We start from the raw sequence: 22767 nt of genomic DNA on the forward strand, positions 1-22767 counted from the left end.
TAAGTAGTAATTAATGACCAATAATTAACTTTTATCTTGCGAAGTCTAATCTTATGAAAAACTTAACAAAAATTATGGTCTTCCTCAGTTTAGGTATTAGTATTAATTTATTTTATACTGTTAGTAGTATTGCCCAAACTGCTTCACAAAATCAGCCTAATAATACGGGTTATCAAAATAACGAAGAAAACTCCTCATCTACTTTAGGTGGCTCATTAAAGCCTTTTGATTTAATTCATAATATGAATTTAAACCGAGGTAGTTTTGATGTGGAAGCATCTAATCAAAATATTAATCAAGAATCTGATAATTTTAAAATTATTCAACAACAAAGATTATTAGAAATGTTGGAGCAAAATCAAAATTTAACTGAAATTAATAATATTGAGACAACAGAAACTATCAATATTAATCAATAAATTATGTAGAGATGTACCCCGTATATCTCTACTTTAAACTATAGCTAGTTTTTCTTTAATTAAAATAGGAATATCTTGTAAAGATTGAACTATGGGAATATTTGCATTTTGAAAAGTGGTTATTTTGTTTGCAAAAGTTACCGTTTCAATGACGGGGCTAGATAATTGTGTGGCAATAATTGTGGCCGCATCTTTAAAATTAACTTCAACCGGAGTATTTTCCCCCGGAATATAAACAAAAACTGGTTTATTTATACAATTTTTAATATATTCTGCGACTGTTTCCTCTGTTTTTCCATGAGGATAACCGATTAAAACTATGGCTTCGGTGGCTGAATTATCATCTAATATATTTAACCATTCTTCAAAATGTGAGCATATAATATCATCAATTCCTAAACTAATCGCCATAGATTGGCCTAAACCTGCTTTGTTCAAGGCTAAAGCGGTTTCGTAGCTTAATCCGTCACTAAAACTGATTATGCCGATATTACCGGGTTGATAAAAGTGAGGCTCATAAGTTCCGGCGTACATTTTACCGGGTAAAATAATCCCGTTACTGCCCGGCCCTAAAATCAGAGTATTAGTAGCCTGTACTTTTTTCAATAATTTGATCAGATCAAGGGGGGGAACGCCAGAAGTGGCGATAATTAATTGTTTTACCCCCACTGCAATGGCTTCTAAGGCGGCATCTAAGACTTGATAGGGATGGGAAAAAATCACCGATGCTTCTATTTCTCCTACCGTTGCGATCGCTTCTTCCACTAGATCAAAGACGGGAATATCATTGACATTTTCGCCCCCTTGCCCAACGGAAACACCTGCTACCACATTTGTGCCATAGGCTTTCATTTTTGTAGCATAATGGATGCCTCTAGCTTCAGTAATTCCTTGAATTAAAATTTTACTTTCTGGAGTCATAACAGTAGGAAAAATATTATATTATTTTATTTTAATTTATTTTAGCACAATTTTAAGCTTTTAATCATGACAGAATTAAGTATTAATCGGAATTTACAAATTATCACCAATACAATTCAACAATTACGTCATTTTACCCAATGGGAAACACAACAAAATTGGTTATCTTTTCCTGAAATTATAGATATTAATAATTTAAACCAAATTGATTTTAGTTTAGGTCAACCAGCATCATTAAATGATAATAATTATATCATCTTTCCTAAAGGTTGTCAAGTGCAATGGTTGGGACAAAAATTGATTATTCCTGAGCATTTTAATGGTTATTTTGTAGAGAGTTTAACCTTAAGATTAAGTTTAGTTTGGTGGGCGAAAGATGCGAAAATTTATCTTAATGGAAAGTTGATCCAAGAGGGTGATCTATTTGATTCTAGTACCCGTATCATTTTAACTTCAAGAGCTAGTATTAATCAAGAAATTACGGTATTAATAAGATTAGTTAGCCCTAACCATGATATAGGGGCTTTAATGCAGTCAAAAGCTATCTATGAGAATGAAACGGGTTTTTGTTTAGCTACCTTTGCCGATGAACTACAAATTTTACAACAATATTTAGAAAAGTTTAAGCCCGATCAATTAGAAATTTTAGCAGAAGAATTAACTAAAATTGATTGGCAACTTTTAACAAATAGGGAGCATTTCCATCAACATTTAAGGGAAATTAGAGCAAAATTAATTCCCCTCACTACGGGCATAAAACAACGTCAATTTTATATAGTAGGAAATACCCATTTAGACTTAGCTTGGTTATGGGAAACTAAAGAAACTTGGCAAGTTGCCCAAAATACTTTTACTTCAGTTTTAAATTTACAAGAGGAATATGAAGATTTAACTTTCTGTCATTCTACACCCGTATTATATGAATGGATCGAACAAAATCGGCCTGATCTTTTTGAGCAAATTAAAGCTAAAATTGAACAAAAAAAATGGGAAGTTATCGGAGGAATGTGGGTAGAGCCTGAAGTTAATATTATTTCAGGAGAATCATTGATCCGTCAACTATTATATGGGCAAAAATATAATCAAGAAAAATTCGGTTTTATTACAGAAATAGCATGGCTTCCTGATAGTTTTGGTTTTTGTGGCCAACTTCCCCAAATTTTGTTACAAAGTGGGATTAAATATTTTGTGACGGGTAAATTACATTGGAATGATACTAATAAATTTCCTCACGGTGTTTTTTGGTGGCGATCGCCTGATGGTAGTGAGATTTTAACTTTAATTTCACCCCCTAATAAGGCGGGAGTTATGAATACCAATCCCTTAACAATGGTAGACTATTGGTTAGAGTGGGAAAGTCAAACTAATTTACAAGAAATGTTATGGCTTCCGGGGGTGGGTGATCATGGTGGCGGCCCTACCCGTGATATGTTAGAGGTACAAAAAAAATGGTCACAATCTCCTTTTTTTCCTGATAGTAAATTTACCACTAATTTAGACTATTTACAACTTTTAGAAAGCAAGGATCATCAATCTAATTTTCCCATTTGGGAGGATGAACTTTATTTAGAATTTCACCGAGGTTGTTATACTACCCATAGTGAACAAAAATATTTTAACCGCCGTTGTGAAGTGCTTTTATATCAAGCTGAGTTACTTAATACTCTTAACTACATTATTGAGCAAAAGTTAATTGAAGAAGGGGGTTATCGGGCGACATCTTTTCCCATTATCTATAATACCCCTTGTCAAGTCAATTGTCAAGAGCAAAAATTAAAAATTGAACAGTTATGGAAAGATGTTTTATTTAATCAGTTTCATGATATTTTACCGGGTACTTCTATTCCTGAAGTTTTCACAGAAGCTAATGAGAAATGGCAAAAAGTTATAGTCTCAGCAGAAACAATGATCATTCATAGTTTACAGAAATTAGCTTCATATATTGCTTTAAAAAATTTACCATCTCAAGAAAGGAAAGCTATTTTAATTTTTAATAGTTTAAACTGGTGTCGTAGTGATTTTGTTAAGATTAAATTACCCCAAGGTAACTGGCAATTATTTAATAGTCAAGGCGAAGAAATACCATCACAACAAACTTATGATCAACAATGGTTATTTTTAGCGGAAAATATACCCTCGATCGGCTATCAAATTGTTTATGCTTCCCAACTAGATGATGAAGTTAAAGATGTTCAAATAATTAAAAAAGATTTTGTTTTAGAAAATGACTATGTGAAAATTGAACTCGATCAAAATACTGGAGAAATCGCACACTTTTATGATAAAGTTAATCATAAACAAGTTTTAAAAGCTAATGGTAATCAATTACAGTTTTTTACAGATCAAGGTCAATACTGGGATGCTTGGAATATTGATCCAAATTATGAAAGTAAAATGTTACCATCTGCCCAACTAAGTTCAATCGAATGGTTAGAAAATGGTGATCTACGTCAAATAGTTAGGGTGATCAAACAATTTAATCATTCTACCTTTACCCAAGATTATATTTTATCTTTTAATTCTCCCTTATTAACTATTGATACAACTGTCAACTGGCAAGAAGATCAGATCTTAGTTAAAACTTCTTTCCCTTTAACCTTTAAAAGTCCATATCTATATCGTGCTACGCCATGTAGCACGATACGAACTCCCCTCATTTCTCAAAATAAATATGATCAGGCAAAATGGGAAGTTTATGCTTTACATTGGGCTAGTGTAAGTGATAGTAATTATGGGGTAACTTTATTTAATAACTGTAAATATGGTTATGATAGTAAGAGAGATCAAATACGTTTAACTTTGTTAAGAAGTCCAAAATTTCCCGATCCTAATGCCGATCGAGGAATACATCATTTTAGTTATGGAATTTTACCCCATCAAGGTGACTGGAAAACTGCTAAAATTGTGCAAAAAGGTTATGAATTTAATCAAAAATTACTTGACATTTTAATTGATGTTTCTTATAATGGAAGTGGTGAGCATATTTTTCCAGAAAAAGCAGAATTATTAAATTTAGGAAGTGAAAATTTAATCTTAATGGCTTTGAAATTAGGAGAAGAAAGTAATGAGATTATTATGAGATTGTATGAGGCTTATGGAGAAGAAACTAAGCTTAAATTATCAGGAGAATTAAACTTAGAAATTAAAGAAAAAGTTGATCTATTAGAAAACAAAATTAAGACTGAAGAAAATAATTTAATTTTACCTTGGAAAATTTGTTCCTATCAGGTAATGTGATGTTGATTTTTGTATTTTTTCTTCTTATTAATTAGACTTGTTGCGAAATAGGTCATGATTTGGTTATAATAACCAGCGATCGTGAGAACAAACACAGAGATCGTTAACAATCAAAGATTATTAAGAGCGACAACAGGCTTAAATCTTCAAGCCTTTGATCATTTATTGAAGGAAATCTTAATTTTAAGTCCGAGTAGTAATGGAAAAAAACATGATAAAAAAATACACGATCAAGAAGATATAATTGGTGGCATACCCGAAGAAATATCAGTGTTAGCAGACTTAGGATTTCAGGGGGTACAAAAACAGTATGAAAATATCCATTTGCCCCATAAGAAGCCGAAAGGAGGAGAATTAACACCACAGCAAAAACAAGAAAATAAAGAGTTAGCAAAAGAAAGAGTAGTATATGAAAATGCTTTTGCGGGAGTTAAAAGATATAAAGCAGTGAGTGATATTTATAGGAATCGTGTGTCCGATTTTGATGATAAGTTAATGTTAACAGCGTGTGGATTATGGAATTTATATTTGGAGGTAGCATAAGATTGAAAACAGATTAGGAGAAAGCTATGATCTTAGATTTCATAATTAATATGGTTTTTTATTATTTCGCAACAAGTCTATTGATGATTAATTTTGGATTAGTTCAGATTTGATTTTTTTGTTCATGAATAATTCAGGATAAGTTAACAATTTTTGGCAAGGGCAAGAAAGATCAAAGTGAAGCTATTTCCTTGGGTAAGGAAACGATTAAAGCGATTGAGGATTGGTTGGCAATGTGCTAAGTGTGGAAGGCAATGTCTCAGACCCCTTGATGATAAAGCTCAGAAAAGAGTGGGAAGTGGAGCTTTCCTTACTTCCCACTTCACACTTCACACTTTCCACTTCTTTCGTCCAGAGGATAACCGGGAAGAAAATCTGATCCCTCTTTGTACTTCGTGCCATTTGAGCTATCATGCTGGTAAACGGGGAAATGTGAGTATTGGTCAGTTAACCTTGTTTTGATTGAAGGAATCGTGCGATCGCCAAATCAAGAGAAGTTACCATTTTTTATAAGGTAAAAATTTACCGCACATGGTAATCTTAACTCGATCGCCTTTAGGGTCTTCGACTTTATCCACTTCAAGGGAAAAATCAATCGCACTCATAATTCCATCCCCAAATTTTTCCTGAATGACGCTTTTGAGGGGCATTCCATAGACTTGCATAATTTCATAGAAACGATAAATTAAAGGATCCGTGGGGATGGTGGGTTCAAGAGAGCCTTTTAACGGCGGTATCGTCAATTCTTCGGCCATTTCTTCAGGAAGCCCTAACATGGCGATGATTTTTTTTGCTTCCGTTTCATCCGCACTGGCTTGACGGTAAATGACTGAAGCGATCCATGTTTCATCATATCCTACTGCTTTTTCTAAGTCTTCAAAGGTTAAACCTTTTGCTTTTTTTGCCGCTAGAAGTGTTTTGGTAATTTCTGAGATGGCCATAATTTTGATTTTTGCTTGAGAATATTTGTTCTTGATTATAAAGGAAAAATGAAGAAAACAAGTCAAATTTTTCTCACATAACTAACAACTGAAAGAAGATCAAAATCTAGTCTGATACCATTTACAAAAAGTAAGTTCAGGGTTAGTATAGGAATAGATAGACTATTGAAGTTGAATTGCTAATTGAGCTTGTGCTGTTTCTTTTGGTAAACAAATATCATAAAGACTACAGCCTCGACATTCCGATTTGTAAGGATTAGGGGGACATTTTCCAGTGATTAACATTTGTTTAATTTCTTCAATTTTGTTAATAGTTTGTTGTCGTAAATAATCATCTAATTGGACAGGAATGCGTTGATGACTACCTGCATAATACATATAAGCTATAGGAATAGTTATTTTAAGCATTTCTTCTAGGGCTAAAGCTTGAGCGCATAATTGAAGATGATCATTTTTCCATTTAGCACTTGTCCCAACTTTGTACTCTACTGGATAGAGTTGACCATCAATTTCTTCAACTAAATCAGCTTTTCCAATTAATCCTAATTTTTCAGAATAAAGAGGTAAAGAACGCCATTGTTTTAAGTTATTCTCTTGAGTAAATTCTTCACTATCTACTCTTTGATGTTGACGAGTTCCGGCAATGGTAAATTGATTGTCTTGCCATTCTCCGGTAACATAAATATACCAACAACATCGAGGACAATAATTATAATTATTGAGGGATGCAATTGGAACAAAAACTTCATCATAATTGAGCATAATTATTTGAGTAAGAGTTGAGAATTGGTCAATAGTTTAGGTTGATTAATTACAGACGTTTGCCCCATCCCAATTGTGGTTTTATATCCAGTGCCACAATAAAAAGCAAAATGACTAAGAATATTCGCTAGTTTTTGAGTTATTTCATCTCCTCTAATTTCATAACTAGCTGTTCCTTTAAATCCTTTTTGTTTAAAATTACCAAAGTAAACTGTAGATGTTTGGAGTTGATAATTACTAACTTGAGAACTGTTAAACCAATCATCAGGAGTAAGTTGTTTTGGTAATGGCAAGGGAGAGAGCGTTTCCCATCTTTTTTGCCATGAATAAAAGAGCGTTTCGGGAATGGGAAAGAGAGAATTTCGTTGTTTTTGCTTGATGGCGGTAGGAGAATGCCACTGTAAATTAATATATGGTGTGGGTGAAATTTCTAGTAATTCTTCCCATGTTTGATAACGAGTTAAATCATGATTATTTTCTGAAGAAACTTGTACTTTTTCGATAGAAATAGGGGCATTACCTAAAATCAATTGTTCTTGATTGATTTGGGTAAAAACTGTTAATAAATCTGAGATTTTTTCATCGTCTAAGAGGGTTAATCTTACTTGACACTTTTGCCCTTCATTGATTAAATTTCCTTTGCCTTTAGTTAATAAAGGAGATAAGGTAAATGGTTTATAATTATGTTTTTCATGCAAGAGTTGGGCATAGTGGGGATCAAGACGATTAAATAAGTTAAACACTAAACCATGTAACCATTTTCCACTACTAGCACTACGGCTGAGTTGAACTTGAGGAAAAAAATGAATTAAGATACTGACTGGCATTTTTTTATCTCCTTTGAATATCTTGATTTTGATTTCTCTATTTAAGAGTAAAATATGAACTGTAGTAAATTTAATTACAGATGACAAAACGTAAAAGTTCTTTTGGGGCGACGGAAAGGATGTTGTTATTATTACGCTATTTATCAGAAAAACCTCATTCGATGGCACAATTAAGAGATAAAATTGAAGTTGATCTGGGTTATCTTCCCGATCGAGTGACAATTCAAAATGATTTAACTCGTTTAAAAGATTGGGGTTTTAGTTTGGAAGTTATCAATAAAAAAAGAGTATTAACTGCTTGTGCTTTTCCTGTTAGGTTATCAGAAAATACTTTAGATGCTTTACGAATTGCTTTTAAATTATTAGATGATATTGGTTTGACAAGTTCGGCTGTAGCTTTAGCGGAAATTATTAGAATCCTTCCTAATTCTCAAAAAAAGTTATTAAATCAAAGTAGTGGTTTTAATTTTGTCCCAAATATTTTAATTGATTTAGCTAATCATTCTTATAATATTGATAAGTTAGAATTTGGGATTCGTTGTTGTCAAGAAGTTGAATTTTGTTACTTAGGTAGAAATAGTCAAGAATCCTTATTATATCATCTTGAACCGATGAGTTTAGATTGGAAAGAAGGAAGGCTTTATTTATTAGCATATCAGGTGGGAAAAAATCTGGAAAAGTCTTTTCGGATTGATCGAATTAGAGATAAAGTAAAAGTTTTAGCCAGAAAATTTAATCCTCAATCACCGAAAACTTATCCTATTTCTTTTCGAGTTTGGGGTAATATCGCTAAACAATATCAACCCAGATTTTATCATGAAGATCAGCCGATTTCTGATCCTTGTAAACGTCATCCCGATGCTTTATTAATTAATGCTCAAATTACTAATTATTTTTGGGCAAAACAACGTTTGTTAAGATATTTACCTTATGTGGAAATTATTACCCCTGATTTTTTAGTTGAAGAATTTAAGCAAATTACTGAAGAAATGGTTAAATTATATTTAGAATAAGTTGATTTATAACAATTGACAATGGATAATGGATAATGGATAATTAAAAAAGGTATTCAAAATTGAGGTGCTAATAATGATTAATCATACTCAAATTCGTCAAGAAATTATTGAATCTTTAAATAGTCTTTCTGATGATCAATTATGGCAAGTTAGAGAATTAATTAAGCAAAATTTTCTTCCTGAAATAACTGTTAAGTCAGAAGAAGAAAGAAAACAATTAATTAACTCATTGCGTGGTAAATATGCCCATCTTAATACCAGTAGTGAAGATTTTGCTCAACGTAAACAAGCAGAAATTGATTGGGAGGATCGTAACCGATGAATATTATTTTAGATGCTTGTGCTGTTATTGCTTTTTTTAGGGATGAAACAGGAGCAGAAAATGTTGAAAATTTGTTATTTAATTCCGATAATCATTGTATGATTCATATTGTTAATTTATGTGAAGTTTACTATGACTTTTATCGTAGTGGTGGGGAAACTTCGGCAGAAAAAATAATCAAAGAATTGAGTGATATTAATGTTAAAACTCGCTTTGATTTTTCTGCTACTTTTTGGCGACAAGTTAGTAAATATAAAGCCACAATTAAACGAATTTCTTTAGCTGATTGTTTTGCTTTAACTTTAGCTCATCAGGAAAGGGGTATTTTAGTTACTTCAGATCGCAAAGAATTTGAGCCTATTATCCCCTTAAATATTTGTCAAATTGATTTTATTCGGTAGTGATCAAAAAAATTTTTTAATACTTTAACACATTAAAATTTGATTTTTTTCTGGTAAACAACAAAGAAAAAAGGCGTTTAAATCAAAAGCAATATGATATTTCGCCGAGCTAATTCCCCATTGAAAGTCTAGTATCTCAAATAAGGGTGGTAAGTGTTTTTGCTGTGCTACATTAAAGGCTTTTCCTGTATTAATACCATTTACAAAAAGTAAGTTCAGGGTTAGTATAGGAATAAATTAACAGGAGCAATAGTATGTCAGGAATATCAAAAATAGAAGTAATTGAATCAGCAGATACACTAAAAAATCTCATGAAACAACAAAAAACAGCTTTGAATTTTGCCAAAGTTCAAGCTTTATATCTTTGGAAAATTCAAGTGGCTGAAACGATCAGATACTTAGCGGTAATGATGGGACGTAGTGAGAGAACAATTTACGAATGGTTTCACTTATATAAGACGGAAGGATTAGACGCATTATTACAAGAACATAATAAAACAGGAAGACCAAAAAAACTAGAGCTAGAAACAGTGGCTCTGGTCAAAAAAGAATTAAGTGAGCCTCAAGGATTTAACAGTTACCAAGAAATAAAAATATGGTTATTTACTTGTCAAGATATTGAGATAAGTTATACCACAATACATCAATTAGTGAGATACGAATTAGGGGCAAAATTAAAAGTACCACGTCCTTATCATGAGTATCAAAATGAAGGGGTAATATCCGTATTTAAAGAGTATTTACCCATAAGATTAAAAGGCATAATAGCTCAAATAAAAGAGAAATGGGGTGATACTAAAAATATTTGTTACTGGTGTCAAGATGAAACTAGATTAGGTTTTAGAACAGAATTAGGAAGGAAAATAACTTTAAAAGGAGTCAAACCAGAACAAGAATTACAATGGCATTATGACTATTATTATCTTTATGGATTAATCGAAGTAGAAAATGGCAAAAGTTTTTTCTATGAACTATCTCATTTTAATAGTGAATGCTTTGGTAAATATTTAACAGAATTTAGTAAAGAATATCCCGATGAGGTTCATATAATACAGTTAGATAATGCACCCTGTCATACTGCCAAAAAGTTAGAAGTACCTGAGAATATAATTTTGTTATTTCAACCACCTTATTGTCCAGAAGTAAATCCGATTGAAAGACTGTGGTTATATATCAAACAACAGTTAAAAAATATCTGGTTTAAGAACTTAGATGATGTCAAAAATAAAGTAGCTAATATCTTAAATAATTTACAAGAAGATTTTATCCTGTCTTTAGCAGGTTGGGATTATATTGTGAATGCTTTATCTGTGTAGCTACTTTTTGTAAATGGTATAAGGAATAATTATGAAAAGGAAAACTATTATTTTCTTGAGATTTTTGATAATCAAAATAGGGAATATTAAAGTTAATTAATGGTTGTAATTTAGTTTCTTTTAAGCCCATCATTCGATAAATATTTGATTCTAAAATACTACCACCACTACGAAAACCAAAAATAGCGCTAATTGTGCCATTAAAAACTAATTTTGTTAATTCTTTGCCTATATTTTCACGATTATGACCCGGATATAAGGTTATGATTAAATCACTAAGTTGTTCTCTGGTAAACTTTAGACATCTCTATAATATAATATAAATAAAAAAATTAAGCTATCATCAACAAAAATTTTAAGGAGAAATAACAAAAATGAGTAATTATACTTGGCAATATATTCAAGATCACAAACAAGCAACTAAAAGATTATTAGGAATTAATTATGAACAATTAGAACTGCTAATCGCACATCTTTTAATCTTGGAGAAACAAGCAAAAGAAGAATCCGAAAAACAAAAAACTAGAATTATCAATTCAGGGGGTGGTAGAGAGAGTAAACTTTCAAAAGAAAACCAGATTATTTTGACTTTAATTTATTTAAGACATCATCTGAGTTTTCAACTATTAGGTATCGTCTTTCAAGTAAGTGAATCAACAGCCAATAATTTGTTTGATTATTGGCAAAAAATTATGAGAGAAGCTTTGCCATGCTCTTTACTAGAACAAGTAAAAAAGTCCCCAGAAAAAATAGAAGAAATGTTGGAAAAATTGAAGGAAAATGAATTATTAGTAGATAGTGAAGAACAGCCAAGAGAAAGACCTTTAGACTATGAAGAACAGAAAAAATGTTATAGTGGAAAAAAATGTGAACATACTTTTAAAAATCAATTAATTAGTCTTCCAAAAGGCCGAGATATTGTGGATGTAGTGGCGGGAAAACCAGGGCCTTCAAGTGATATTAACATCTGTCGTCAAAATCTTAATAAGTTTGGGATAGATCAAAGGTTTAAAGGGGATAAAGCTTATGTGGGAGAGCCACAAATTATTACCCCAAAGAAAAAACCGAAAAAGGAGTATTAACTCAGGAAGAAAAAGAAGAAAATAAAAAGATTTCATCGGTAAGAATATTTATAGAACATTTAATTAGAATCATAAAAATATGGCGAGTAGCAAGAGAAAGATTTAGATTAAGAAAAGATAAATATCAGTCAGTATTTTTAACAGTTTGTGGGTTAGTGAGATTAAGAATTGAGAGTTTAGTTTTAGAAATAGTAAAATCATCGTCATCAAATGAAGTAATTGATGTTTTAATTAGTCATACTTTTGGGACGAAATTAGATTTAGAGGAAATTTTGACGTGAAATTAACTTTACGGCGATTGATTGCTGAGTGCTGATTAAAGATGAAACTGTTACCATATAAGCTTTATCAGTTATTGGAGATGTCTTTTCTTTCTGCTGTTTCTTCAAATTTTCCTGTTACTTTATTTTTGCCACATTCAAAGCCTCTTAAATAAATTTTACTGGTATATTCGGCTTCTATTGGTGAATAAATATTACGATAATGATTAAATCTTTCTGGTTCAAACCAACGAAATGCTTGTTTTATTAACTGGGTAAATGTATGACGCTCTAATTTATTAGCAAGATGAGGATATTCTTGAAAATAATTAACTACTTCTGCCGGAACAATTGCGATTGCTTGATTATCGGAAATATTACGCCCATTTCTGCCAATTCTACCCAATCTTTGTAAGAATTGAGAGCTATTTCTGGCTTCAAATAATAATAAGTCCTTAAAATATTCATCGGTAAAATCTATCCCTACTTCGATGCCACTTGTGCCTGTGGTATGAAATTTTTTTAAAGCTTCTTTTTTCTCATTTGCTTGTACTAAACCGTGTGCTTCTCCTACTTTTTGAATCCCAAATATTTGACTTAATTCTTGTTTTAATTTTCTGGCTGTTGCTACGGAATCCATCACATATAAACAGCGATGTTCTTGATTTTGAGCTAATAAAAATTGAATTTGGGGTAATAATTCTAAGGCTTTATTTGCCCCTTCCCATGCCCTTAAATTAGCACTTTCAAGGGTTAAATTAATTTCTTCCATGACGGGGCGCCCCTCATCGTCTCCTTTTTGTTGAATATTAACAGAAATAACTCCAAATTGTTCTAATGATTGTAATTGTTTACCGAAACCTTCTTCTAAATTTAAGGGTGTGGCGGAGGAAAAGATAAAACTATGATTTGTTCTTGTTTTTATTTTAGCAAAAAGTTGAGCGCAAAGTCCAACAATCCAGATAATTGAGGATTGTTGTTTAATATTATAAAGATGAAATTCATCAAAAATAATTGTTTTAAAATCACGCATTAAGATAGAAAAAGCACTAATATTGGTGCCTGTTGTTTCTTGACTATTTGCATAAAGATGATGACACAAGAGGTAAAGTATATCGGGATTAGTTAAGACGATCTTTGTGTCGCTTAAAATATATTCTATTAGTTTAATATTGCGTTCTCCTGCGTCTTTTTCTTGTCGCAGAAATTCACCGTCAACAATTAATATATCTCCATCTATTCCTATTTTTGGTTCACGGCCGTGAATTTGTTGAAATAATTTAATTATTGCTCTTTTTTGATCATGGAGTAATTCATTGGTTGGATATACCCCTAATATTTTATGACCTTTGTAACAGTTTTCGATACCATAAGCATAACTAGCTAGGGTTTTTCCTCCCCCTGTAATAGCTGAATTAGTAATACAAATTGTTTGCTGATTTGTTAATTCTGGAAGTTGATGAATAGGGCATTGATTGATTAATTCACAATCATTACACCATTGGGAAGCTGTTTGATAATTTTGAGTTCTGGCGATGGCACAATAGGTTTGTATTTGATGTTGATAGGGTGAATTACTGTTAGATAATCCGGGGAAAGGTACGGATGTTTTAAGATTGGTGCGATAATAAACGGGCTTTAAAGTTATTTTCATGATGGTTAATTATGTTTAACTAAAATTTAATAATTATCTCCTATGAAGATTGATTTTAGAGCATTTGAGGATAGTTTTCCCTGAAAATTAAATATAATTGTTTCAATCTCCTATGGAGATAATTATTAATAAAAAGCGGGGTCATCAAATAAATCATAAGTCCAGTTATGTTTCAATCTCCTATGGAGATAAATATAGCAATCCTAAATAGGTCATAACAGATATAATATTAATTATAATCTAAATTCAAGGAAAAAAAAATGAACATTATTTCTGAGTTAAATGATTTCATCAATCAAACACAAGAGGCTAAAGAAATGACAAGGGCTTTAGCTGTCAAAATGATTTTAGAAGGAAAATCATACCATGAAGTAAAAGAATTATTACAAGTTTCTCATAGCTTTATTAGTATGTGGAAAAATCAAGCTCTTTTTTGTGGAGTAGAAAGCTTGAAATTACAGTTTAAAGGAACTAAAAGTGAATTAAAACCAGAAGAAAAAGACCAAGTTATTAATTGGTTAAGAGAGCAAGAATATTTAAGATTATCAGATTTAAAAATTTATTTAGAGCGAGAATATAATATTAGTTATAAATCCAATCAAAGTTATTATAGTTTGCTCAAAGAAGCGAAAATAAGTTGGAAAAAACTCAAAAAAGAATCCGGCTAAAAATGACGAATTAGTCGAAGCTAAAAAAAAAGAAATCAGTGAAAAATTAGAGATTTGGAAAGAAGAAATAGAGAGTGGAGAGCTTGTAGTGTTTATGATTGATGAATGTCATTTACTTTGGGGAGACATTTTAGGTTATGTTTGGGGAAGAACAGATCAAAGAATAGAAATTCCCATTAAAAATGAAAAAAGCCGACAAACTTATTATGGGGCATTAGACTATCAAACTAAAGAATTTATTGTCAAAGAATATGAAAGTGGAAATACAGAAAATACGATCAAATTTATCAAGTATTTACTATCAAAAAGAAAAGGAAAAAGATTAGCAATATTTTGGGATGGAGCAACCTATCATGACTCAAAAGAATTTAGGGAGTATTTAACTATAATAAATCAAGATTTATTGGAAGAAGAATGGTTAATTACTTGTCATAAATTTGCCCCTAATGCTCCAGAACAAAATCCGGTAGAAGATATTTGGCTACAAGTGAAAAATTTTATTAGACAATTCTATCATTTATGTAAATCATTTAAAATAGTAAAGTGGCTATTTAAGTTTTTTGCGCATGGTCAAATATTTGATTTCCCCAAACTTTATCAATATGGAATTTTGCCACAACCTATTTAGGATTGCTATATGGAGATAATTATTAATAAAAAGAAATCTGATTACTTCCTTAATCTTATCTTAGATAATTTTGTTTCAATCTCCTATGGAGATAATTATTAATAAAAAGTGCGATCGCCAGAAAGCAGACAGAGAGAATCTTCTTAATAGGCATTGCGAGATAAAATTAATTATAAATAAAAAGGGACAAAATGATCACAAATTTTATCACCACAAAAACCGAAAACCCTTATAGATCAATAATAGAGAAGTTGCGAGGTAAAAAAGATTACAGAAAACCCTTTAAAGCTAGTTAAATCAGATATTTTCCACCATCTTGACATTCTCCCACCGACATAATCAAAGATTATGTCGGGGGATTCTAACTTCAACCACCCAACTTATCAGCTAAACTTTCGCTCAACTGACAGAGGTTGATGTGTCCATTAGCGTTCAGCAGTTCTAAACTGCTAGTTTGGGATTGCCCACCCCTACTTAATTCTCTCAATGCTTTAGCTAAAATATTAATCGCTCCTGCCTGATCTCGATCCATCACACAGCCACACTCACAAACATGAGTTCTTTGAGATAAAGTTTTCTTAACTATGGCTTTACAATTTGGGCATTCACAAGATGTATATTGTGGGTTCACACCATAAACAATTTTACCCATAACTTTGCCATAGTATTCTAGCCAATCAAAAAATGTTCTCCAAGAAGCATCATTAATACTTTTAGCTAAACAATGGTTTTTGACCATATTTTTAACACTTAATTTTTCATAAGCTACCACATCGTTAGATGTGACTACGCACCGTGCTAGTTTAACTAGCCAGTCTTTACGTTGCCTTGATACTTTTAAATGTTTTCTACCTAATTTATTAATCGCTTTTAAACGAGAGTTACTACCTTTTTTCTTCTTACTAAGTTGTCTTTGAAGCCTTTTTAATTGCTTTTCGGACTTTCTTAAATGTCGAGGATTATCAATTTTTTGACCATTACTATCAGTATAAAAATGAGATAAACCCACATCTAAACCGATGGCATTACTTGAAGGTTTAACATCGGAACATCTTTCTTGATCAATGCAAAATTGCACATAATAACCATCAGCACGGCGAATAACTCTAACTCGTTTAATTTGATTAAGTTGATAGAAATTTAAGTCTACTCCACCACGCATTTTAAACCATCCGGCTTTAAATCCATCACGAAAATTAATAGCTGTCCTATCTTTTGAAAGTTCCCAACCTGAAGTTTTATACTCCACAGAACGACCTTTTTTAAATTTAGGATAGCCTTTTTTCTTAATCGAAGGATTCTTACAGTTATCATAAAACCTTTTAATCGAAGCCCAAGCTCTTTCAGCACTAGCTTGACGAGCCATAGAATTAAGTTTCTTTGCCCATTCAAACTCCGAAGCTAATTCTTTACAAAGGCGAGATAAATCATACTGCCCAACCCCTTCATTATCCATCCAATAGCGAAGACAAGAGTTTCGCACAAAACTAGCAGTGCGAATCATCTCATCTAACTTTTGATATTGAGGTTTGTTGCCGTACAATTTAGCTTCTATGACTAACATGATTTTATGGAGATTTAATTACCATAAGATTTAGTTTAGCACAAAGATTTTATTTTGTGTGGAATCCTGCGGATGTTTGTTTTTTTTGTCGAATTTTCATCCCCCGTTGATTTGTGTGAGTATTTCAAAAACTAGAGGCTTCTAAGGTAACAATTAAAAAGTTACTAGCTAACCGATTATTAAATGTTTCCTGATCTTCTTCGTCAAAATTTAATTCATCTAAATTATAATCATCAAAAAAATCAGAATCAGAAAGCATTAAATAGTCTCCCGCCATTCTCTTACCCTTTTCTTGGGTTAATTTTATCAGTCTTTCTGATTCTTCAGTTAGACTATTTAAAACTTGATTTAACCAATTTTTTCCATCTTCTTCAGCAGTAATATCTTTAGTTTCTAACCAAATTCTGGGAATAGTTTTACCATCTTTACCATATTTTCTAACATTAATAGAAGTTTTTTGATGCAAAACTTCTAATTGATTGCGTAAAACATCCAAAAATTCAGGGGTTAAAATAGGATTAGGTAAAATAAAGAAATATAATCTTGCTGAATTATTTTTATCTGCACCTGTGGCATAACCTAAACCTGCTAATTTTCGACTCATCCATTCTAAATAACATTGAGGACACCAAACACGAGAACTAACACTACTTTTAGGCACTAAACGATTAGAAAATTCTTTAATTCCATCCTCTATCATATCAGCTTTGATTGGTGCTGATTTCATTTTAGTTGTAATAACTCGATTACATAAACTACATAATTTGGCCGGTGAACCAGTTTTCTTTTTCGAGGCAATAATTTTGAGGGGATCCGCTTCAATATTACGGTTATTTTCCCAACTTAAAACTAAATTTTTATCCAGAAAATCCAAACTATCAAAATTAAATGCTAATTCGTCTTCTACATAATTATTACGTTTTTCGATGTTATCTAATTTAACAATTTCTGATAATAACGTGTGATGTAGAATATCAAGTATTTGCTCAATGGGAATAGTATTAGTTGATTGATTATCATATTGTAAATTATTCAGATAATGATAAGCTAAAATATGACTAAATTCTGGCGTTCCCGATTGATTAAAGATCGAAACATTATCTATAATATTCGTTTGAATATCAGGGTGAATTTTTAATAAATTTCCAAGAAAATTAATCGTAGATTGCCAATTGCTAGGGGCTAAATAAACATCATTTAATAAATTTAAAACTCCCCCTAAATAACGACTAACAGCCTCCCATTTTTGAGCAAAATCTTCATTTTGATCCCTTTTGCCCATAATGTTAAACACTTGTAAAAAATTATCTTGATCTCGAAAAGTCTCCTGAAACTTTTGATTGTTAAATCTTTTACTTAAGAAATCCTGCTCTGGTTTATCAGGATTGCCCTGAAACCAGCCAATTTGAGCCTTTCTAGTGGAATTATTCTTTAAATATTCTAATTGTTTATCTACTCCACAAAAAGCAAAAATGTACTTTTCAAAACGCTGAGTTTTACCATTATATTCTAACTCATCACTTGACTTATTTCCTACATTTTGCAAAGTTTGATTAAAGTGATTAATAACTAACGTAAGAAACCCTTTTTTATTAAAAGATGTCGGTTGTTTCCCAAGATAAACCGTACCATTATCAAAAAATAACAAAGGATAGAATTGATATTCTTCTTGTAAAACCTTAGCAATAGACTGATGATAAAAATTAGTAGTTAAGCCCCGATAATCATTAATTTTATGATAGAAAAATTCTAAAGTTTTAAGACTGCGACTAAAATCTTTTAAACGATTTTTTAAACCATTTGTACCTTCTTCTAAACTTTGTACAGATGCGATACTATCCGCCAAACGAACTAAACTATAAAGTTTTTCATAGTTAATTTCTCCTCGACAATATTTTCGATTACCATGAGTTGCATCGCTTAAATGAATCATGGCCTCATAATATTCATAACCAGTTAAATTATCATCGCCCAACCATTCAGTTAACCCTACCTTAGTTGCAATTTCTAACATTAAATCAGGTTTAATTGAAGTATCTCTAGTTTGTACTTCTCGGTTAACTTGGTCATCTTTATGAAGATCATGAAGACAAAATAAAGCACAAACTCGTTTAAAATCGGAAGTTGTCACCTCCTTAGTTAAAAGACTTTGTTGACTTAAATAATTAAGAAGTCTGACTAAACCACTTAATCCGACTAAAACATGATTAAGCTGAGTTGTAGCCAGATAAGGTTTACCTGTGCGTTTATTCACAAAAGGCATTCCTTGGGCATTAACTCCACCTTTTGCCAATTGGCGATGGAAATTCAATTCTGTGCGAAGTTTTGGGAAAATTGTTTCGACACAATCTTTGAGAATTAAAACATAGTTACTCATAACATTCTTCATTTGAATTTGTTATTTTCATTAAATCAGATTTTCTGTAGTGAATTTGATTACATTTTTATTAATCTTGAGGATTGAAAAAGCGTAATCATCAAATATTGCTTCTTTTGATAGTTGTGAGGATGTGTGGGAACCTAAGGGAAAGTGCCTGTTTCTGTTTAAAAAATAAACCCTTTCATCGTTTATAATTTGTTGAAGATAAACCAAAAAAGAAAAATTAACAAGGATTAATCTTAAGATTAAATAAAAAATTATGGATCAAAAATGGCAAAATTTTCTGAAAAATATGGGAGAATGGCGAGGCTCTTTTACTCAAATTTCCCCAGAGGGTAAGATTTTAAGCTCAACTCCTAGTATTTTAAATTTAGATAGTTTTGATGATGATCACGCTGTCATCTTCAGAATTAGACGTTTTAACGATGGTGATTATGATAGTCAACCTACCACTGATTATCAACAAGAATACCGCACTTTAGGGCGACAAATCATCTTTTTTGATAATGGCTCATTTTCTAAAGGCTCATTATTATTTGCTCCTTTTTCCCAATTTGCGGCGGAATACGGTTTTGTTGACAGAGATCGCCGTTTAAGATTTGTGCAATTATATGATCAAAATGCCAATTTTGAGAGTTTAACTTTAATTAGGGAATTTCGGAGTAATACAGATGCTTATGAGCGAAAGGCTTTAACGGTAGATCAACTAATAGGCACATGGAAAGGGGAAGCCTATACTGCTTTTGCTGACTGGAAAGAGCCTCAAAGTTATTCAACCTGTTTAGAAATCAAAAAATTAGATGAAAATAATTTAGAACAGACCTTATCTTTTGAAGATCAAACTATTACATCAAAAGCGAAAATTGAAGAAAATAAATTAATTTTTGAGGGGGAAAATAAACGTCAAATTTTATTATTGCCCGATGGTGGCTCAAGTAATGTTCCCTTAAAAATAGAGCGTCATCAAGCCTTTTTTGTGGAAGCAGGATGGCTAGTGAGAGACAACGAAAGACAACGATTGGTTAGAAGTTATGATCATAAAGGAGAATGGATCAGTTCGACTCATATTATTGAGCATAAAATTTAATCTTTGCTATTGAGATATTGATTAAGAAGATTTTGCGTCTAATCCTTCCGTCTTATATAAGTGAAACCATTCGTAAATTGTTCTCTCACTACGTCCCATCATTACCGCTAAGTATCTGATCGTTTCAGCCACTTGAATTTTCCAAAGATATAAAGCTTGAACTTTGGAAAAATTCAAAGCTGTTTTTTGTTGTTTCATGAGATTTTTTAGTGTATCTGCTAATTCAATTACTTCTATTTTTGATATTCCTGACATACTATTGCTCCTGTTAATCTATTCCTATACTAACCCTGAACTTACTTTTTGTAAATGGTATTAGTCATAGTTTTAAATTTATCTTAATTAACTAAAGATTTTTTGATTGATCTTTTTTATTTTAACTTATTACTTATTACTTATTACTTAATTAACTTAAGGCCGCTACGGAAACTTTAGCCGCTATTTGTTGAGCGATCGCCGTGAAAGCCTTAGCACTAGCACAGTCAGGATCACTCATGACAATGGGTAAACCCCGATCGCCCCCTTCTCTCACCCCTATTTCCAAAGGAATACAGCCTAAAAGGGGAATACCCAACTCACGGGAAGTCTTTTCACCGCCACCCGATCCAAAAATATCGTAGGTGCGATCGCTCTGATCAGGAGGGATAAAATAACTCATATTTTCCACAATTCCTAACACATTGACTCCCAAATGTTGAAACATTTTTAAACCACGTCGAGAGTCTAATAAAGACACAGTTTGAGGAGTAGTTACAATAACCGCACCTGCCATTGGCACAGCTTGAGCCATTGTTAACTGAGCATCACCCGTGCCGGGGGGCATATCTACTATTAAATAATCTAATTCTCCCCAGTTTACTTGATATAAAAATTGGCGAATAATGCCGTTTAACATAGGGCCACGCCAGATCACAGGTTGATCAGGATCAATAAGAAATGCCATTGAAACTAACTTAACACCATAGTTAAAAGCAGGTTCTAAAATATCACCTTTATCTGTTCTTTCTACATCTAATTCTATATTATGAACACCTAACATATTAGGGGTATTAGGCCCATAAATATCCGCATCTAATAGGCCAACTTTTGCGCCCGTTTGAGCTAAAGCTACCGCCACATTAACAGCGACTGAACTTTTACCAACGCCACCTTTTCCACTAGAAATAGCGACAATATTCTTAACATGATCAATGCCCTGTTTATCAGGTAGTGCCTTTTGTTGGGGCGTTTCGGCAGTCACTTCTACCTCTACATTTTCCACCCCTACTAACTGTTTTACTGCTTTTTTACAATCATCTACAATAAATTCCCGTAAAGGGCAGGCCGGAGTAGTTAAAACTAAGGTAAAACTAACATTTGAGCCATCTACCTTTACATTACGAATCATATTAAGTTCAACTAAACTTTTTTGTAGTTCAGGATCTTGAACTGGACGTAAAACCTCTAAAATTGCTTTTGTATCTAACATATAGTCATTAAATGAAAGTTAAAATTAAGGTTAGGATCAAAAAACCTAACTTTTAAATATTGTAATGTTTTTCATAAACTTATAAACTGATTACTTACAATTTGCTGTTTATTGAATCCTAAGTTATTAAAAAATATAATATTATGTCAGATCAAATTATTGTACCCTTAGATGTACCCAATCAAGAACAGGCCATCGCCCTATTAGATCAATTGCCAGAAGTTTCTTTTTGGAAAGTAGGCTTACAACTATTTGTCAGTGAAGGAGCGTCTATTCTCAAAATTCTCAAAGAAAGAAATAAAAAAATCTTTTTAGATCTCAAATTTCATGATATACCCAACACCGTAGCCCAAGCCTGTGTGAGCGCCCAAAAATATCAAGTTGATCTGCTCACCCTCCACTCCAGTGCCGGAAGAAAAGCTTTAGAAAGTGCAGTTAAAGCTTTAGAAGGGTTACAGCCACGCCCAAAACTTCTGGCTATTAGCCTTTTAACAAGCATTAACCCCAGAGAATTAGCCTTTGACCTCAAAATTCCCCTAGAGTTACCAGAATACGCTTTAAACATGGCTTTAATGGCTCAAGAATCAGGAATTGATGGGGCGGTGTGTTCACCCTTGGAAGTGGCAAAAATGAGAGAAATTTGCACAGATGATTTTATTTTAGTCTGTCCGGGAGTGCGCCCCTCATGGGCTGAAAAACAGGATCAACAAAGGGTAATGACTCCCAAAGAGGCAATCAAGCAGGGGGCGAATTATTTAGTCATTGGTAGACCTATTACTCAGGCAGAGGATCCTCAGTTAGCATGGCAGAAAATTTGTGATGAATTAAATTCTTAATTAAATTAGGTTTTTAAATCTTAAAATTGGATCATAAATTCTGATTTTATAACTCAGGTGAATTTGCTTTTTTAAAACTTAATTGAATTGCTAAAGCAATTAAACCTAATGTGACAATGGCAAAAATTCCCGTACCTAAAGCGCTGATGCCGATTACTAAGGTTCTAACGGCGATCCCTATTTTCATGGCAAACATATTAGTAGTTGATACTGGTGTTCTCGCAAAGGCCGTAGCGATCGCCGAGGTTAAAAAATAAAGACCAAACCCTAAAATTCCCGAAATAATAGCACCAACTAAACACCGGATCGGGGTAGCTTCTGTTTTAATAGTTTCTGAGTTTTTTTGATTTTCTTGATTTTTAGATTTTAATTCAGTCATATTTAGATTAAGTGATCAATATATTTAATTAAAGTTTTAATTTTTTGTGATTATTA

General features: G+C 32.2%; 21 protein-coding genes and 1 pseudogene. 12 read left to right on the plus strand and 10 right to left on the minus strand.

Translation table 11 applies throughout. The features are described 5' to 3' along the window. The first annotated feature begins 53 nt into the window (after positions 1–53). Positions 54–419 carry a hypothetical protein gene (locus Anndu_RS16420; protein WP_464102222.1) on the plus strand — a complete coding sequence of 122 codons (366 nt, stop codon included), beginning with the start codon at positions 54–56 and terminating at the stop codon, positions 417–419. 33 nt (positions 420–452) lie between these two features. Here Anndu_RS16420 and Anndu_RS16425 read toward each other — a convergent pair whose 3' ends face one another. Next, positions 453–1340: a succinate--CoA ligase subunit alpha gene (locus Anndu_RS16425; RefSeq protein WP_464102223.1), complete on the minus strand. Its 888-nt coding sequence runs from the start codon at positions 1338–1340 to the stop codon at positions 453–455. A 66-nt stretch (positions 1341–1406) separates the two neighbouring features. On the opposite strand from Anndu_RS16425, the gene Anndu_RS16430 reads away from it, so the two are divergent. Continuing rightward, positions 1407–4577, plus strand: coding sequence for an alpha-mannosidase (locus tag Anndu_RS16430; RefSeq protein ID WP_464102224.1), 3171 nt, complete (start codon positions 1407–1409; stop codon positions 4575–4577). An 81-nt stretch (positions 4578–4658) separates the two neighbouring features. Next, positions 4659–5120 (plus strand): transposase family protein, encoded by a 462-nt coding sequence (locus Anndu_RS16435; RefSeq protein WP_464102225.1) that lies wholly within the window; start codon positions 4659–4661, stop codon positions 5118–5120. A gap of 497 nt (positions 5121–5617) precedes the next feature. Here the strand turns inward: Anndu_RS16435 and cynS are convergent, their stop codons facing one another. The 3 genes from cynS to cas6 all read right to left on the minus strand — a co-directional run bounded on the left by cynS (position 5618) and on the right by cas6 (position 7650). Then, entirely contained in the window at positions 5618–6061 is a 444-nt protein-coding gene (cynS, locus tag Anndu_RS16440) for a cyanase (RefSeq protein ID WP_464102226.1), read from the minus strand. A gap of 162 nt (positions 6062–6223) precedes the next feature. Further along, positions 6224–6823 (minus strand): CRISPR-associated protein Cas4, encoded by a 600-nt coding sequence (gene cas4 / locus Anndu_RS16445; RefSeq protein WP_464102227.1) that lies wholly within the window; start codon positions 6821–6823, stop codon positions 6224–6226. Between the two features lie 2 nt (positions 6824–6825). Next, the gene (cas6, locus tag Anndu_RS16450) at positions 6826–7650 is read right to left on the minus strand and encodes a CRISPR-associated endoribonuclease Cas6 (protein ID WP_464102228.1); all 825 of its coding nucleotides are present in this window, start codon (positions 7648–7650) and stop codon (positions 6826–6828) included. An 80-nt stretch (positions 7651–7730) separates the two neighbouring features. Here cas6 and Anndu_RS16455 point away from each other — a divergent pair, with 80 nt between their 5' ends. The 6 genes and pseudogenes from Anndu_RS16455 (at position 7731) to Anndu_RS16480 (ending at position 12068) form a co-directional block, all read left to right on the plus strand. After that, positions 7731–8663 (plus strand): helix-turn-helix transcriptional regulator, encoded by a 933-nt coding sequence (locus Anndu_RS16455; protein ID WP_464102229.1) that lies wholly within the window; start codon positions 7731–7733, stop codon positions 8661–8663. 76 nt (positions 8664–8739) lie between these two features. Beyond that, positions 8740–8988: a hypothetical protein gene (locus Anndu_RS16460; RefSeq protein WP_464102230.1), complete on the plus strand. Its 249-nt coding sequence runs from the start codon at positions 8740–8742 to the stop codon at positions 8986–8988. Continuing rightward, a complete protein-coding gene (locus tag Anndu_RS16465; protein ID WP_464102231.1) occupies positions 8985–9389 on the plus strand; it encodes a PIN domain-containing protein in 405 nt (134 codons plus the stop codon). The genes Anndu_RS16460 and Anndu_RS16465 overlap by 4 nt, the downstream gene beginning before the upstream one ends. 254 nt (positions 9390–9643) lie before the next feature. Then, positions 9644–10705, plus strand: a complete 1062-nt coding sequence (locus Anndu_RS16470; protein ID WP_464102232.1) for an IS630 family transposase — start codon at positions 9644–9646, stop codon at positions 10703–10705. 374 nt (positions 10706–11079) lie between these two features. Further along, positions 11080–11885: pseudogene (locus Anndu_RS16475) on the plus strand (transposase); the annotation flags it as partial. Positions 11886–11942: 57 nt separating this feature from the next. Further along, positions 11943–12068 carry a hypothetical protein gene (locus Anndu_RS16480; RefSeq protein WP_464104144.1) on the plus strand — a complete coding sequence of 42 codons (126 nt, stop codon included), beginning with the start codon at positions 11943–11945 and terminating at the stop codon, positions 12066–12068. Between the two features lie 67 nt (positions 12069–12135). On the opposite strand, the gene cas3 is transcribed toward Anndu_RS16480, so the two are convergent. Beyond that, the gene (cas3, locus tag Anndu_RS16485) at positions 12136–13701 is read right to left on the minus strand and encodes a type I-D CRISPR-associated helicase Cas3' (RefSeq protein ID WP_464102233.1); all 1566 of its coding nucleotides are present in this window, start codon (positions 13699–13701) and stop codon (positions 12136–12138) included. Positions 13702–13970: 269 nt separating this feature from the next. Between cas3 and Anndu_RS16490 the strand changes: the two genes are divergently transcribed. Further along, positions 13971–14997 (plus strand): IS630 family transposase gene (locus tag Anndu_RS16490; protein WP_464104135.1). Its coding sequence is split into 2 segments (ribosomal slippage): positions 13971–14350 and positions 14349–14997, totalling 1029 coding nucleotides; the frame shifts between segments, so codons are not numbered across the junction. Positions 14998–15364: 367 nt separating this feature from the next. Here the strand turns inward: Anndu_RS16490 and Anndu_RS16495 are convergent. Both Anndu_RS16495 and cas10d read right to left on the minus strand, forming a co-directional pair. After that, positions 15365–16561, minus strand: a complete 1197-nt coding sequence (locus tag Anndu_RS16495; RefSeq protein ID WP_464102234.1) for an RNA-guided endonuclease InsQ/TnpB family protein — start codon at positions 16559–16561, stop codon at positions 15365–15367. 124 nt (positions 16562–16685) lie between these two features. Beyond that, positions 16686–18938 (minus strand): type I-D CRISPR-associated protein Cas10d/Csc3, encoded by a 2253-nt coding sequence (gene cas10d, locus Anndu_RS16500; protein WP_464102235.1) that lies wholly within the window; start codon positions 18936–18938, stop codon positions 16686–16688. A 262-nt stretch (positions 18939–19200) separates the two neighbouring features. Between cas10d and Anndu_RS16505 the strand changes: the two genes are divergently transcribed. Then, complete coding sequence (locus Anndu_RS16505; protein ID WP_464102236.1) at positions 19201–20028, plus strand: DUF3598 family protein; 828 nt, start codon at positions 19201–19203, stop codon at positions 20026–20028. Positions 20029–20049: 21 nt separating this feature from the next. On the opposite strand, the gene Anndu_RS16510 is transcribed toward Anndu_RS16505, so the two are convergent. Continuing rightward, positions 20050–20283, minus strand: a complete 234-nt coding sequence (locus Anndu_RS16510; protein WP_464102237.1) for a helix-turn-helix domain-containing protein — start codon at positions 20281–20283, stop codon at positions 20050–20052. A gap of 151 nt (positions 20284–20434) precedes the next feature. After that, complete coding sequence (locus Anndu_RS16515) at positions 20435–21496, minus strand: Mrp/NBP35 family ATP-binding protein (protein WP_464102238.1); 1062 nt, start codon at positions 21494–21496, stop codon at positions 20435–20437. A gap of 143 nt (positions 21497–21639) precedes the next feature. Here Anndu_RS16515 and pyrF point away from each other — a divergent pair, with 143 nt between their 5' ends. Further along, complete coding sequence (gene pyrF, locus Anndu_RS16520) at positions 21640–22332, plus strand: orotidine-5'-phosphate decarboxylase (RefSeq protein WP_464102239.1); 693 nt, start codon at positions 21640–21642, stop codon at positions 22330–22332. Positions 22333–22378: 46 nt separating this feature from the next. Here pyrF and Anndu_RS16525 read toward each other — a convergent pair whose 3' ends face one another. Beyond that, complete coding sequence (locus Anndu_RS16525; RefSeq protein ID WP_464102240.1) at positions 22379–22711, minus strand: DUF3082 domain-containing protein; 333 nt, start codon at positions 22709–22711, stop codon at positions 22379–22381. Positions 22712–22767 lie beyond the last annotated feature (56 nt).

The organism is Annamia dubia NIES-4383 (genome assembly GCF_055394725.1).

What these genes read in the sequence shown, in the direction of transcription:
- Anndu_RS16460 (WP_464102230.1), top strand. Translation starts at nt 8,740, where the DNA reads ATGATTAATCATACTCAAATTCGTCAAGAAATTATTGAATCTTTAAAT.
- pyrF (WP_464102239.1), top strand. Translation starts at nt 21,640, where the DNA reads ATGTCAGATCAAATTATTGTACCCTTAGATGTACCCAATCAAGAACAG.
- cynS (WP_464102226.1), bottom strand. Translation starts at nt 6,061, where the DNA reads ATGGCCATCTCAGAAATTACCAAAACACTTCTAGCGGCAAAAAAAGCA.
- cas3 (WP_464102233.1), bottom strand. Translation starts at nt 13,701, where the DNA reads ATGAAAATAACTTTAAAGCCCGTTTATTATCGCACCAATCTTAAAACA.
- Anndu_RS16505 (WP_464102236.1), top strand. Translation starts at nt 19,201, where the DNA reads ATGGATCAAAAATGGCAAAATTTTCTGAAAAATATGGGAGAATGGCGA.
- Anndu_RS16470 (WP_464102232.1), top strand. Translation starts at nt 9,644, where the DNA reads ATGTCAGGAATATCAAAAATAGAAGTAATTGAATCAGCAGATACACTA.
- cas10d (WP_464102235.1), bottom strand. Translation starts at nt 18,938, where the DNA reads ATGAGTAACTATGTTTTAATTCTCAAAGATTGTGTCGAAACAATTTTC.
- Anndu_RS16515 (WP_464102238.1), bottom strand. Translation starts at nt 21,496, where the DNA reads ATGTTAGATACAAAAGCAATTTTAGAGGTTTTACGTCCAGTTCAAGAT.
- cas4 (WP_464102227.1), bottom strand. Translation starts at nt 6,823, where the DNA reads ATGCTCAATTATGATGAAGTTTTTGTTCCAATTGCATCCCTCAATAAT.
- Anndu_RS16430 (WP_464102224.1), top strand. Translation starts at nt 1,407, where the DNA reads ATGACAGAATTAAGTATTAATCGGAATTTACAAATTATCACCAATACA.
- Anndu_RS16425 (WP_464102223.1), bottom strand. Translation starts at nt 1,340, where the DNA reads ATGACTCCAGAAAGTAAAATTTTAATTCAAGGAATTACTGAAGCTAGA.
- cas6 (WP_464102228.1), bottom strand. Translation starts at nt 7,650, where the DNA reads ATGCCAGTCAGTATCTTAATTCATTTTTTTCCTCAAGTTCAACTCAGC.
- Anndu_RS16465 (WP_464102231.1), top strand. Translation starts at nt 8,985, where the DNA reads ATGAATATTATTTTAGATGCTTGTGCTGTTATTGCTTTTTTTAGGGAT.
- Anndu_RS16525 (WP_464102240.1), bottom strand. Translation starts at nt 22,711, where the DNA reads ATGACTGAATTAAAATCTAAAAATCAAGAAAATCAAAAAAACTCAGAA.
- Anndu_RS16495 (WP_464102234.1), bottom strand. Translation starts at nt 16,561, where the DNA reads ATGTTAGTCATAGAAGCTAAATTGTACGGCAACAAACCTCAATATCAA.
- Anndu_RS16510 (WP_464102237.1), bottom strand. Translation starts at nt 20,283, where the DNA reads ATGTCAGGAATATCAAAAATAGAAGTAATTGAATTAGCAGATACACTA.
- Anndu_RS16455 (WP_464102229.1), top strand. Translation starts at nt 7,731, where the DNA reads ATGACAAAACGTAAAAGTTCTTTTGGGGCGACGGAAAGGATGTTGTTA.
- Anndu_RS16420 (WP_464102222.1), top strand. Translation starts at nt 54, where the DNA reads ATGAAAAACTTAACAAAAATTATGGTCTTCCTCAGTTTAGGTATTAGT.